15 protein-coding genes are annotated in these 12,273 nt (G+C 72.5%); 8 read left to right on the plus strand and 7 right to left on the minus strand.

Going from position 1 to position 12,273, the window contains the following annotated elements; genetic code table 11:
• Positions 1-91: 91 nt before the first annotated feature.
• Positions 92-793: a SigE family RNA polymerase sigma factor gene (locus tag AB0469_RS06960; protein ID WP_366450306.1), complete on the plus strand. Its 702-nt coding sequence runs from the start codon at positions 92-94 to the stop codon at positions 791-793.
• A 216-nt stretch (positions 794-1,009) separates the two neighbouring features.
• Here the strand turns inward: AB0469_RS06960 and AB0469_RS06965 are convergent, their stop codons facing one another.
• Positions 1,010-1,648: an ATP-binding protein gene (locus tag AB0469_RS06965; RefSeq protein WP_366450307.1), complete on the minus strand. Its 639-nt coding sequence runs from the start codon at positions 1,646-1,648 to the stop codon at positions 1,010-1,012.
• 143 nt (positions 1,649-1,791) lie between these two features.
• On the opposite strand from AB0469_RS06965, the gene AB0469_RS06970 reads away from it, so the two are divergent.
• The gene (locus tag AB0469_RS06970) at positions 1,792-2,145 is read left to right on the plus strand and encodes a hypothetical protein (protein ID WP_042811824.1); all 354 of its coding nucleotides are present in this window, start codon (positions 1,792-1,794) and stop codon (positions 2,143-2,145) included.
• 98 nt (positions 2,146-2,243) lie between these two features.
• On the opposite strand, the gene AB0469_RS06975 is transcribed toward AB0469_RS06970, so the two are convergent.
• From AB0469_RS06975 to deoC, 3 genes are read right to left on the minus strand one after another with little or no spacing between them, the layout of a single operon-like run.
• Positions 2,244-3,143 (minus strand): aldehyde dehydrogenase family protein, encoded by a 900-nt coding sequence (locus tag AB0469_RS06975; RefSeq protein ID WP_366450308.1) that lies wholly within the window; start codon positions 3,141-3,143, stop codon positions 2,244-2,246.
• Complete coding sequence (locus AB0469_RS06980) at positions 3,136-4,572, minus strand: aldehyde dehydrogenase family protein (protein WP_366450309.1); 1,437 nt, start codon at positions 4,570-4,572, stop codon at positions 3,136-3,138. Before AB0469_RS06980 ends, AB0469_RS06975 begins: the two co-directional genes overlap by 8 nt.
• 5 nt (positions 4,573-4,577) lie before the next feature.
• Positions 4,578-5,540, minus strand: coding sequence for a deoxyribose-phosphate aldolase (deoC, locus tag AB0469_RS06985; RefSeq protein WP_366450485.1), 963 nt, complete (start codon positions 5,538-5,540; stop codon positions 4,578-4,580).
• 138 nt (positions 5,541-5,678) lie between these two features.
• Between deoC and AB0469_RS06990 the strand changes: the two genes are divergently transcribed.
• The 3 genes from AB0469_RS06990 to AB0469_RS07000 all read left to right on the plus strand — a co-directional run bounded on the left by AB0469_RS06990 (position 5,679) and on the right by AB0469_RS07000 (position 7,294).
• Positions 5,679-6,296, plus strand: a complete 618-nt coding sequence (locus tag AB0469_RS06990; RefSeq protein ID WP_366450310.1) for a PH domain-containing protein — start codon at positions 5,679-5,681, stop codon at positions 6,294-6,296.
• A gap of 204 nt (positions 6,297-6,500) precedes the next feature.
• A complete protein-coding gene (locus AB0469_RS06995) occupies positions 6,501-7,025 on the plus strand; it encodes a VanZ family protein (protein WP_366450486.1) in 525 nt (174 codons plus the stop codon).
• Between the two features lie 56 nt (positions 7,026-7,081).
• Complete coding sequence (locus AB0469_RS07000) at positions 7,082-7,294, plus strand: PspC domain-containing protein (protein WP_042812285.1); 213 nt, start codon at positions 7,082-7,084, stop codon at positions 7,292-7,294.
• Positions 7,295-7,361: 67 nt separating this feature from the next.
• Here the strand turns inward: AB0469_RS07000 and AB0469_RS07005 are convergent, their stop codons facing one another.
• The 3 genes from AB0469_RS07005 to AB0469_RS07015 form a co-directional block, all read right to left on the minus strand.
• Positions 7,362-8,129 carry a hypothetical protein gene (locus AB0469_RS07005; RefSeq protein ID WP_366450311.1) on the minus strand — a complete coding sequence of 256 codons (768 nt, stop codon included), beginning with the start codon at positions 8,127-8,129 and terminating at the stop codon, positions 7,362-7,364.
• Between the two features lie 127 nt (positions 8,130-8,256).
• The gene (locus AB0469_RS07010) at positions 8,257-8,511 is read right to left on the minus strand and encodes a hypothetical protein (RefSeq protein ID WP_366450312.1); all 255 of its coding nucleotides are present in this window, start codon (positions 8,509-8,511) and stop codon (positions 8,257-8,259) included.
• Positions 8,512-8,650: 139 nt separating this feature from the next.
• Positions 8,651-9,799 (minus strand): adenosine deaminase, encoded by a 1,149-nt coding sequence (locus AB0469_RS07015; protein ID WP_366450313.1) that lies wholly within the window; start codon positions 9,797-9,799, stop codon positions 8,651-8,653.
• Positions 9,800-9,912: 113 nt separating this feature from the next.
• On the opposite strand from AB0469_RS07015, the gene AB0469_RS07020 reads away from it, so the two are divergent.
• The 3 genes from AB0469_RS07020 to AB0469_RS07030 all read left to right on the plus strand — a co-directional run.
• The gene (locus tag AB0469_RS07020; RefSeq protein WP_366450314.1) at positions 9,913-10,632 is read left to right on the plus strand and encodes an alpha/beta hydrolase; all 720 of its coding nucleotides are present in this window, start codon (positions 9,913-9,915) and stop codon (positions 10,630-10,632) included.
• An 89-nt stretch (positions 10,633-10,721) separates the two neighbouring features.
• Positions 10,722-11,087, plus strand: a complete 366-nt coding sequence (locus tag AB0469_RS07025) for a cupin domain-containing protein (RefSeq protein ID WP_366450315.1) — start codon at positions 10,722-10,724, stop codon at positions 11,085-11,087.
• 228 nt (positions 11,088-11,315) lie between these two features.
• Positions 11,316-12,273 (plus strand): helix-turn-helix domain-containing protein (locus tag AB0469_RS07030; RefSeq protein ID WP_366450316.1); only part of this gene is annotated, 958 nt, incomplete at its 3' end.

The following is a 12,273-nucleotide window of genomic DNA, read 5'->3' on the forward strand; positions in this document are numbered from 1 at the left end:
GACAGTCGACGGACACGCCGGTTAAGTCGGCCGGGCAGTCTTTTGTCATCGAAACACGGACCGAAGCAGACTCCACGACGGGGGGCGCGAGATGAACACGCTGCACAGCACCACCACCAGCGCGGTTGTCACGCGGCTGCACGACGCGAACCGCCGGGCGGGTGTCCGTACGGTGCCGGGCTCCCGGCGGCAGGCTCATGTCGTAGCCATTGACGCGAAGCAGTACCAGGCGGTTCCCGCCCAGCGGACCCCGTCTTCTCCGGCCTCCTCCTCGGAGGCGGAGTTCACGGCGTACGTGCAGGAGCGGCGCGCGGCGCTGTACGCGACGGCCTTCCACCTCACCGGCGACCGCCACGAGGCCGAGGACCTGCTGCAGAGCGCGCTGTTCTCCACGTACCGCGCGTGGGACCGGATCAGCGACAAGGCGGCGGTGGGCGGCTACCTGCGCCGGACGATGACGAACCTGCACATCAGCGCGTGGCGGCGGCGCAAGCTGAACGAGTACCCGACGGAGGAGCTGCCGGAGACGGCCTCCGACACGGACGCGATGCGCGGGACGGAGCTGCGCGCGGTGCTCTGGCAGGCGCTGGCCCGGATCCCGGAGCCGCAGCGCACGATGCTGGTGCTGCGCTACTACGAGGGCCGCACGGACCCGGAGATCGCGGAGATCCTGGGCATCAGCGTGGGCACCGTGAAGTCGAGCATCTGGCGCTCGCTGCGCCGGCTGCGCGAGGACGAGGCGCTGAGCTTCGGGCGTGACGAGGCGGAGTCCTTCGGGGAGCTCGTCGCGTAACGACGCGCGCGCCGCAGCACGCAGCGCGTACGACTCAACACCACAGACCACCGGCCGGGGGGTCCGTCCTACGGGGGTGGGACGGAGGCCATGGGGGGGGATGGAGGCGGGATCAGGCGGACGGGGGTCCGCTTGGTCCCGCCTTCTCTTGTCCGCGGCCCCGCCGGACGCCGGCCCCGCCCGACGCCGGCCCGGCCGGACGCCGGCCCCGCCCGACTACGCAGCCGCGGCGCTCGCCGAGCGGTGGCGGCCGGCCGCGGCGGCCGCGAGGCGGCCCAGGGCCTCGTCGCGGGCGCAGGCGTGGGCGCCGAGGGCGACGTGCCGGGCCACGATGCCGCGTTCGGCCCGCATCAGGCGCAGGCCCCTGCGGAGCAGGAACGGCAGGGACTTGCGGCCCTCGCGCAGGTCTCGGGCGAGCCTGCGGCGGAAGGTGGTGGAGGGCCGGCCGCGCAGGCAGATCGCGTCGGCGAGGAGGCCGAGCTCCTGGCAGCGGGCGGCTATGTCGGCGGCGAAGATGCCCTCCGCGATGAACAGCGGGGTGCGGGAGATGTCCAGGGTCTCCGTACCGGTGCGGGAGCTGGTCGCGATGTCGTAGACCGGGACCTCGGTGCGGCCGGTCCGGCAGAGTTCTGCGACGGCGGCCACGGCGACGTCGGCGTCCCAGGACTGCGGGGAGTCCCAGTCGATGTCCGAGCTGCCCTCGACCAGGGGGAGGGACGGGTCCGTCGCCTCCTTGTAGAAGTCGTCCAGGCGCAGTACGGGCAGGCCCGAGCGGGCCGCCAGCGAGGACTTGCCGGAACCCGAGGGACCGGTCAGGAGCACGACGCGCGTCGGAAGGGGAGATGAACAGCTCACGGGAGACCAGTGTGAGGCATGACCGGGGGTATCGACACACTGCCGACAGCCCCTGCGACCGGTCTCACATGGCGCGTTGGAATCCGGGACACCCGCTCGACTACGCTGTGTGCGCAGGCGACTACGACCACAGGCGGGAACCAATGGCACGTCACGCAGCCTCCGACCCCTCTCCGCAGCGGCTCCGCTCCGCCGGACTGACCCTCTCCCTGGCCGGGGCCGCCCTGGCCATGGCGGCCGGCGGGGCGCAGGCCGGCGAGCTGGACCCGGCGGCGGCCGTCTCCGGGGTCGTCGACCCGATCGCGAACCTGAAGGTGAACCCCCTCGCCCACACCGGCGTGGATCCCCTCGACAACGGGGTGGGCACGAAGGTCGCCGACTTCCCGGCCGTGGGCACCACGATGGTGACGGGGGTCCTGACGCAGGGACCGTCGGTCAAGGAGATCCCGCAGGCCGCGGTCTCCTCGCTGCTGGGCCCGGTCCTGCCGAAGCAGTGAAGCGGTAGGGCGGGCCCTGGGACGTGGAACGGCCCCCGACGGCGATCGCCGTCGGGGGCCGTTCCACGGGGTGCCCCGGAGGCGGGGCCGTGGGCGTCCTAGTAGGAGGAGCCGCCCGAGCCCAGCGACCCGGTCGGGTGCCAGACCGTCTTGGTCTCCAGGAACGCGGTCATGCGCGAGGTGCCCGGGTCGGCGGCCCAGTCGTCCACAGGCTGTGGACGCAGGACGCGCTTGAGGTTGTCCGCCGCCGCGATCTCCAGCTCCTTGGCCAGCGCCGCGTCGGCGCCGGCCAGGTCGATCGCGTTGACGTCCTGGTGGGCCGCCAGGTGCGGGCCCATCTCGGCGGCCTTGCCGGAGAGGATGTTGACGACGCCGCCCGGCAGGTCGGAGGTGGCCAGCACCTCGCCCAGGGACAGGGCCGGCAGCGGGGACTTCTCGCTGGCGATGACGACGGCGGTGTTGCCCGTCGCGATCACCGGGGCGATCACCGAGACCAGGCCCAGGAAGGAGGAGTCCTGCGGGGCGACGACCGTGACGACGCCGGTCGGCTCCGGGGTGGAGAGGTTGAAGAACGGGCCCGCCACCGGGTTGGCCCCGCCGACGACCTGGCCGATCTTGTCGGTCCAGCCCGCGTACCAGACCCAGCGGTCGACGGCCGCGTCCACGACCGCCGCCGCCTTGGACTTGGACAGCCCCTCGGCCTCGGCGACCTCGCGGACGAACTGGTCGCGGCGGCCCTCCAGCATCTCGGCGATGCGGTAGAGGATCTGACCGCGGTTGTACGCGGTCGCGCCCGCCCAGCCGCCGAAGGCCTTGCGGGCCGCGACGACCGCGTCACGCGCGTCCTTGCGGGAGGACAGCGGGGCGTTGGCCAGCCACTTCCCCTTCGAGTCGCTCACCTCGTACACCCGGCCGCTCTCGGAGCGGGGGAACTTGCCCCCGACGTACAGCTTGTAGGTCTTGAAGACGCCCAGACGGGTCGCAGAAGACTCAGACATCGAGGTAGCCCTCCAGGCCGTGGCGGCCGCCCTCGCGGCCGAAGCCCGACTCCTTGTAGCCGCCGAAGGGCGAGGTCGGGTCGAACTTGTTGAAGGTGTTGGCCCACACCACACCGGCGCGGAGCTTGCCCGCGACCGCGAGGATGCGGGAGCCCTTCTCCGTCCAGATGCCGGCGGACAGGCCGTACTGGCTGTTGTTGGCCTTGGCGACGGCCTCGTCCGGGGTGCGGAAGGTCAGCACGGACAGGACCGGGCCGAAGATCTCGTCACGGGCGACGGTGTGCGCCTGGCTGACGTTCGTGAAGAGCGTCGGGGCGAACCAGTAGCCGGAGGACGGCAGCTCGCAGGCCGGGGACCAGCGCTCGGCGCCCTCGGCCTCGCCCGTGTCGGCCAGGGCCGTGATCCGGGCGAGCTGCTCGGCGGAGTTGATCGCGCCGATGTCGGTGTTCTTGTCGAGCGGGTCGCCCAGGCGCAGCGTGGAGAGGCGGCGCTTGAGGGAGTCCAGCAGCTCGTCGTGGATCGACTCCTGGACCAGGAGGCGGGAGCCCGCGCAGCAGACCTGGCCCTGGTTGAAGAAGATGCCGTTGACGATGCCCTCGACGGCCTGGTCGATGGGGGCGTCGTCGAAGACGATGTTGGCGCCCTTGCCGCCCAGCTCCAGGGTGACCTTCTTGTCGGTGCCGGCGATCTGGCGGGCGATGGCCTTGCCGACCGCGGTCGAGCCGGTGAAGGCGACCTTGTTGACGTCGGGGTGGGCGACGAGTTCGGCGCCCGCGTCCCCGTAGCCGGGGATGATGTTGACGACGCCCTTGGGGAGGCCGGCCTGGCGGCAGATGTCCGCGAAGAACAGCGCCGAGAGGGGGGTGGTCTCCGCCGGCTTGAGGACGACGGTGTTGCCGGTGGCGAGCGCCGGGGCGATCTTCCACGCGAGCATCAGCAGCGGGAAGTTCCAGGGGATGACCTGGCCGGCCACGCCGAGCGGGCGCGGGTTGGCGCCGTAGCCGGCGTGGTCGAGCTTGTCGGCCCAGCCCGCGTAGTAGAAGAAGTGCGCGGCGACCAGCGGGAGGTCCGCGTCGCGGGTCTCCTTGATCGGCTTGCCGTTGTCCAGGGTCTCCAGGACGGCCAGCTCGCGGCTGCGCTCCTGGATGATGCGGGCGATGCGGAAGAGGTACTTGGCGCGCTCGGAGCCGGGCAGCGCGGACCACTTCTCGAAGGCGCGGCGGGCGGCCTTGACGGCGCGGTCGACGTCGGCGGCGCCGGCCTGGGCGACCTCCGACAGCACCTCCTCGCTGGAGGGGCTGACGGTCTTGAAGACCTTGCCGTCGGCGGCGTCGGTGAACTCACCGTCGATGAAGAGGCCGTACGAGGGGGCGATGTCGACGACCGAGCGGGACTCGGGGGCCGGTGCGTACTCGAAGAGGGATGCCATGGTGATCAGTCCACCGTCACGTAGTCGGGTCCGGAGTAACGCCCGGTGCTCAGCTTCTGGCGCTGCATGAGCAGGTCGTTCAGCAGGCTGGAGGCGCCGAAGCGGAACCACTCGTTGGTCAGCCAGTCCTCGCCCGCGGTCTCGTTGACCAGGACCAGGAACTTGATGGCGTCCTTGGTGGTCCGGATGCCGCCGGCCGGCTTCACGCCGATCTGGATTCCAGTCTGCGCCTTGAAGTCGCGGACGGCTTCGAGCATCAGCAGGGTGTTGGCGGGGGTGGCGTTGACGCCGACCTTGCCGGTGGACGTCTTGATGAAGTCGGCGCCCGCGAGCATGCCGATCCAGGAGGCGCGGCGGATGTTGTCGTACGTCGACAGCTCGCCGGTCTCGAAGATGACCTTCAGCCGGGCGGCGGTGCCGTCCTCGCGGACGCACGCCTCCTTGACGGCCTTGATCAGCTCGTAGGTCTCCAGGTAGCGGCCGGCGAGGAAGGCGCCACGGTCGATGACCATGTCGATCTCGTCGGCGCCGGCGGCGACGGCGTCGCGGGTGTCGGCCAGCTTGACCGGCAGGGCGGCGCGGCCGGCCGGGAAGGCGGTGGCGACGGAGGCGACCTTGACGTCGGCGCCGTTCAGGGCCGCCTTGGCGGTGGCCACCATGTCGGGGTAGACGCAGACCGCGGCGGTCATGGGCGTCGTCCGGTCGAGGGGGTCGGGGTTGACGGCCTTCGCGGCGAGGGACCGGACCTTGCCCGGGGTGTCCGCACCCTCGAGCGTCGTCAGGTCGATCATCGAGATGGCCAGGTCGATGGCGTACGCCTTGGACGTGGTCTTGATCGAGCGGGTGCCGAGGGCGGCCGCGCGGGCCTCCAGTCCGACTGCGTCGACGCCGGGCAGCCCGTGCAGGAAGCGGCGCAGCGCGCTGTCGGACGTCGTCACGTCAGCGAATGCGGTGAGGGTGGTGGGCATGGTCACCAGATGAGCATATCTACGCGCGTAGCGACCTGTCACCCCCCTCGTGCACATCTGCGCGTGACGTCCGCCATCGGTGCACCCGGCCCCCGTGCACTGGTGGCCGCCGCACGGGCATGCGGCACAATCGGCGGCATGACCACTCCCTCCCCCCATGAGCCGGCCTACGCCGACCGCGTCTACCGCTCCCCCATGGCCGTCGTGACCGGGGTGCTGATCCTGGCGATGATCGTGTGGCTGTGCGGGGACGCCGTGCTGCGGGGCGTGGGCAGCGGCCGGTGGATCGGGCTCGCCGCCGCGCTGTGCGCCGTGCCGCTGACGGTGGCGTTCACCATCCGGCCGGCCGTCTTCGCCAACGAGGACCGGATGCGCGTCCGCAACCCGTTCCGGGTCATCACGCTGCCCTGGGGCGTCGTGGACGCGGTGCGCGCCGGGTATTCGGCGGAGGTGCTGGCGGACGGGGCGAAGTACCAGCTCTGGTCGGTGCCGGTGTCGCTGCGCGAGCGCAAGAAGGCGAACCGCACCGCCGGCCGGCGCGAGGCGGCGGCCGGCGGGGGCGCGGGCGGCCAGGGGGGCGGTGCGGCCGCGCGGGCCTCGGCCGACAAGGCCGTCGACGAGCTGACCGAGCTCGCGGAGCGCGGGGCCTCCCGGCCGGGCGCGCAGGGGCCGGTCACGGTGCGCTGGGCCTGGGAGATCATCGCCCCGGCGGCGGCGGGCGCGGTCCTGCTGGCCGTGCTGCTGATCGTCGTCTAGAACCCCTCCGGAGCACGGCGGACTCGGGGCGTCGTCCGGGGCGGGTCCTCCGGAGCGGGCCGGGTGCGGGCGTCGTGGGGGACGAGACGGGACGGGGTGACCGGAACCGCTGCCGCCGGGGCGGGCGTCCTCGGTGGTGTGCACCGTCATGAGGGCAGCGGCAGCGCCGCCACCGCCACACAGCTCCCGGTCCGTCCCCGGCTCCTGAGCGGGGCCCTGCTGGCCGCGCATCTGCTGATCGTCGGATGGCTCACCCTCAGTCCGCTGGACGTGCCCTGGGCCGCGGCGGCGAACCTGACCCCGCTGGAGGGGATCCGGGCGGACCTGGCGATGGGGCCGCTGGAGGCCGCGCGGCGGATCGGCGAGGGGCTGGCGCTGCTGGCCCCGCTGGGGGTGCTGCTGCCGCTGGCCGGGGGCCGGCTGGCGGCCGGGCCGCTGGCGGCGTGGGTCTCGCTGGTGCGGACGGCGGCCGCGGCCGTGCTGATCTCGCTGAGCATCGAGATGCTCCAGACGGCGGTCCCGGGGCGGGTGCTGGACGTGGACGCCCTGCTGCTGAACACCGCCGGGGTGGTGATCGTGCACGCGGCGGTCGTACCGGTGCTGCGGGCCAGGCTCCGCAGGCCCCTGACCTCCCCCGACGCCGTTCCTCAGGGGAGCACCCCGAGAATTCCCAGGGTCGGGCTCGGCCCGTGGACCGACGTCCTGTCGGCGGTACCGCGCGAATATTGATTCATCGCGCCGGACAAGGAAGAAAGCGCGCGAATCCCGATACGAAGGAGAACACCATGAGCGCGCTGACCCGCCCCCGTGACGGACGTCTGATCGGCGGCGTCTGCGCCGGACTGGCCAAGCGGTTCGGCATGAAGGCCCGCACGATGCGGATCATCTTCGTCCTGTCCTGCCTGCTGCCGGGTCCGCAGTTCCTGATCTACCTGGCACTGTGGCTGCTGATCCCGAACGAGAAGTCCGGCGTCGGCTCGGCGAGCACCGCCTGGTGAAGGCGGGCCCGGCCGTGCCGGGCCCCCTGGATCCCGTCCGGGAACGCGAGCGGCGCCCCGGCGGGAATCAACCGGCCTTCCGGACCTTTTCCAGCTGCTTGTCGGCGACTTCCTGCGGGACCTGGGCCTTCTGCCCGGCGGCCGCGACGTTGAGCGCCATCAGCCGCACGACGGAGGAGCCCTCGCGGACGACGACCAGGTGGACCTGCGCCGAGACGCCCTCGGCGGCGGCGGTCGTGGTCCAGCTGACGCTCTCGTCGCCGGCGGCCTTGAACGGGACCGTCTTCACGTCCCGGTAGGTGCCGGTCTGCTTCTGCACGGTGGCGGTGAATCCGGAGCCGCAGGCCGCGAGGGCCTCGCGGATCCGGGAGACGACCTTCTTGGCGTCGCTCTCGTCGTAGGAGCTGACGGAGGCGGAGACGGCGAGGCCGACCTGCTTCTGGGAGCCGACGCCCCGGTTGACGGTCTCGTGCGCGGCCGGGTCGGGCTTGTCGCCCATGATGTCGGCGAGCGGCTGGCAGGCCTTCTTGTCGGCCTGCGGCTGTCCCACGGGGGCGTTGGGGTTCTTGCCCTGCGCGGAGACCTGGTAGCCGGGGAGGTCGCCCTGTGCGAGGGCGGAGCGCTCCAGGCGGGCGTCCTTGGCCACGGGCGCCGGGGAGGCGGCCGCGGCGCCGGGCGCGCCGGAGGGCGCGGTGGCCGCGGAGCCCTTGGGGTCCGGGCTCTTGCCGGCGGCGGGGGCGTCGGTGCCGCTGCTGCAGCCGGCGGCTCCGAGGAGCAGGGCGGGGAGCAGCGCGAACGTCGTCGCGGGCGCCTTGAATCGTGCCGTGATGCGCATGACCGGACCTCATACCCCGTGCGTCGGCGGGCAGTTGGTGGTGATCGTGGCACACCGCGCGACGCGGCGCACACCACCTCGAAAGGGCGTGCGCCACGCGCGCGGGCGTGCGAATCCGGGGTCCGGATCAGCCGCCGAGGCCGGGCAGCGGGGGCAGGCCGCCGAGCAGCTGGCTGACCGGGGCCGCGGGGTCGCTCTGACCGCCCTGCTGGGCCTGGTCCGTCTGGTTGGTGACGGCGCTGGCGGCGCTGGTGACGGTGCCGAGGGCGTCCGTCAGGTTCGGGGTCGGGAGCACCGAGGCGGAGGCGGTACCCGCGGCACCCGCGGCGAGGGCGGCACCAATGACAGCGACACCGAGGGACTTGGCAGCAGACTGCTTCATGAAAAATCGTCCTTGCTACGGGGAATCGAGCGGCTCCGCAAACTAGTCACTTGAAACCCGCTCCCGCAAACATCCTCAAATACGAGAAAGCACCCGGGGCGGAATGGCCCCGAGTGCTCCCCCTGTGTCATTCCGTGGCCTAGGCCGATACGGATCCGCTGGTGGAAGCGGTCTGACGGAACAGCCACTCGGACTTCAGCTCGGCATAACCGGGCTTGATCACGTCGTTGATCATCGCCAGTCGTTCATCGAAAGGAATGAACGCGGACTTCATCGCATTGACGGTGAACCACTGCATGTCGTCGAGCGAGTAGCCGAAGGTGTCGACCAGGTGCTCGAACTCGCGGCTCATGCTGGTGCCGCTCATCAGCCGGTTGTCGGTGTTGACCGTCAGCCGGAAGTGCAGCTTGCGCAGCAGGCCGATCGGGTGCTCGGCGTACGAGGCGGCCGCGGCGGTCTGCAGGTTCGAGGTCGGGCACATCTCCAGGGGGATGCGCTTGTCCCGGACGTACGAGGCCAGGCGGCCCAGCTTCACGGAGCCGTCGGCGGCGACCTCGATGTCGTCGATGATCTTCACGCCGTGGCCCAGGCGGTCGGCGCCGCACCACTGGAGGGCCTGCCAGATCGACGGCAGGCCGAAGGCCTCGCCGGCGTGGATGGTGAAGTGGTTGTTCTCGCGCTTGAGGTACTCGAAGGCGTCGAGGTGGCGGGTGGGGGGGAACCCGGCCTCGGCGCCGGCGATGTCGAAGCCGACCACGCCGTTGTCCCGGTAGCGGTTGGCCAGCTCGGCGATCTCCAGGGCGCGGGCGGCGTGGCGCATGGCGGTCAGCAGGGCGCCGATGCGGATGCGGTGGCCGTTGGCCTTGGCGCGGCGCTCGCCCTCGCGGAAGCCGTCGTTGACGGCCTCGACGACCTCTTCGAGGGTCAGGCCGGCTTCGAGGTGCTGCTCGGGGGCGTAGCGGATCTCGGCGTACACGACGCCGTCCTCGGCCAGGTCCTCGGCGCACTCGGCGGCGACCCGGAAGAGGGCCTCCTTCGTCTGCATGACGGCGCAGGTGTGCGCGAACGTCTCCAGGTAGCGCGGGAGGGAGCCGGAGTCGGCGGCGTCGCGGAACCAGACGCCCAGCTTGTCGGCGTCGTTCTCGGGCAGCTTGTCGTAGCCGACCGCGGCCGCCAGTTCGATGATGGTGCCGGGACGCAGGCCACCGTCGAGGTGGTCGTGCAGGAGCACCTTCGGGGCGCGGCGGATCTGTTCCGGGGTGGGCGTGTTCGGGGTCTCGCTCGTCATTCCGGCACTCTACTCCTACGCGCGTAGAGCAACCGGTTGGCGGCGGGCGTCGATATGTAACAGAGACCGTACGGACGGGTGGCGTACACCCTCCGGTCTGAGACTGTTCCGCCATGGCACAGCATGCGCCGCCGGCGCGCGGGGCCCGCCTGGGGCGGGCGGCCGGCGCGAACGGCTCGGAGTCGATGGTCAGTGGTGTGGTCCTCCTGCTCCCCGGGGCGTCCAGGATCGCCCCCGGTCCGGTGCGCCCGCTCGCGCGGGCGCTGGCCCGGGCGGGCGGGGCGGAGGGGCTGGTGGCGCACGCGGTGCTGCACGGCCCGCAGGACCGGGAGGCGGCCGCGCGGTGGGCGGCGGACGAGGTGGTGCGCAGGTACGGGGACGTACCGGTCTGCCTGGCCGGCTACGGGGCGGGGGGCCGGGCGGCACTGCGGGCGGCGGGGCACGGGGCCGTCAACTCGGTGGTGGCACTGGCCCCTTGTTTACCGGACGAGCTCCGCGGCGGCTCCCCTGAACCGGTGAAACAGCTCGCCGGGCGGCAGGTGCTGATCGTGCACGGGACGAACGACGCGCGCAGCGACCCGGAGTGCTCGTTCCGCCTGGCGGCCCGGGCGAAGAAGGCGAATCGTTCTACTTGCCGGTTCGAGGTGCACTCCGACGGGCACGGGCTGCGCGACCACCGGGCGGAAGTGGTGGCGCTCGCGGTGGACTTCGTCCTCGGAGCGATGTTCTCGGGGCGGTACTCGCGGCCGGTGACGGACGCCCTGGCGGCGCCCCCGCCGCTGGGCCTGCGGATGCCGCTGGCCTCGGGGTTCGGGCGGTCGCTGCGGGGGTGAGGGGCGGGCGCCGCGAGCGGTGCGGCGGTGTGCCCGAGCGTATGGTGAGGAGTGGACTCGGGGCGTTTCTCTCCGGGAGGCGATGGGCCATGGCCGGAATGGTGCGCAGGAACTTCGACAGCGCCGACGAGACCCGGCCGTTCGAGGACGGCAAGGGCCGGCTGGACGTGATCGAGACCGAGAACGGGGCCGTCGGACGGGCCGTCTTCGAGCCGGGGTGGCGCTGGTCGGAGCACATCAAGCCGCTGGCCGGCACCGACAGCTGCCAGTCCGCGCACACGGGGTACATGCTGAGCGGCCGGATCCGCGTCGTCATGGACGACGGGCAGGAGGAGGAGTACGGCCCGGGGGACTTCATGCAGATCGCGCCCGGGCACGACGCGTGGGTGGTCGGCGACGAGCCGGCCGTGGCGCTGGACTGGACGGGGTACGGCACCTACGCGAAGCCGCAGTAGCGCGGGCCCCGCGGGACGGGGGCGGCGCGCGGCGTCCGTCCGTGCCTGCCGCTCCGCCCCCTCACGGTCGGACGGCACCGACGGATGCGGCGCGACCGCCCCCGGCACGCCGTGATCCCCACTGTGCCGGTTCGTCATATGCCGGATGCCCGGATCCAGGCGTCGGCTTGCCGCCTTGCGGGAACCCGAGGGGTTTATAAACGGTCACAGTCAGGGACGAATAGGCATATGCCAGTCGAAGTCGACGGAGCCGATGGGTCCGATCTGAGCCCTGCGGCGCGGCGCCTGTACGCCTTCGCCGTGGAGCGGTACGCCTTCACCCCCGCCGAGGCCACCGCCGCCCTGGGCGCCCGCGCGGGCGCCGCGGTCACGGAGCTGTCCGCCGCCCACCTGCTCCAGCGGGCCCCCGGCGACGGGCCGGAGCGCTGGAGCGCGGTCGCGCCCCGCGCGGCGGCGGCCCGGGCGCTGGCCCCGCTCGCGCTGCTCGTCAGGGAGACCCACGACGAGATGGACCGGCTGCGCGGGCGGCTGGAGGCGCTGGTACCCGCGTACGAGGCGGGGGCCGCGCACCGGGAGGGGGTCGGGGCGGGCCGGCTGGAGCTGGTGACCGACCTCGGGGCGGTGCGGGGGCTGATCGCCGAGCTGGTGGCGGGGTGCGAGCGCGAGCTGCTGACCTCCCAGCCGGGCGGCGGGCGGCCGCTGGAGGCCCTGGAGGAGGCGGTCGGCCGGGACGAGTCGCTGCTGGCGCGCGGGGTCCGGATGCGGACCATCTACCAGCACACGGCGCGCTACTCGCGCCCGACGGCGGCGTACGTGGAGCGGGTGACGGCGCTCGGGGCGCAGGTGCGGACCCTGGGCGACGGCCTGATGCGGATGCTGATCTTCGACGCGCGCACCGGCCTGATGTCGGTCCCCGACCGCCAGGGCGCGGCGCTGGTGGTCCGGGAGCCGAGCGTCGTCCACTTCATGACGGCGGCCTTCGAACGCTCCTGGCTGGGCGCCCGCCCGTTCCCGACGACGGTGAGCCCGGACGCCGCCAGGTCCCTCTCGGACGAGCTCCGCCAGACCATCGTCCGCCTGCTGTCGGAGGGCCTGGAGGACAAGGTGATCGCCCGCCGCCTGGGCATGTCGGAACGCACCTGCCAGCGGCACATCGCGGAGATCATGCGAGCGGTCGGCGCCAAGT

The sequence above is a fragment of the Streptomyces sp. NPDC093801 genome, from assembly GCF_040701585.1.
Classification (GTDB): domain Bacteria; phylum Actinomycetota; class Actinomycetes; order Streptomycetales; family Streptomycetaceae; genus Streptomyces.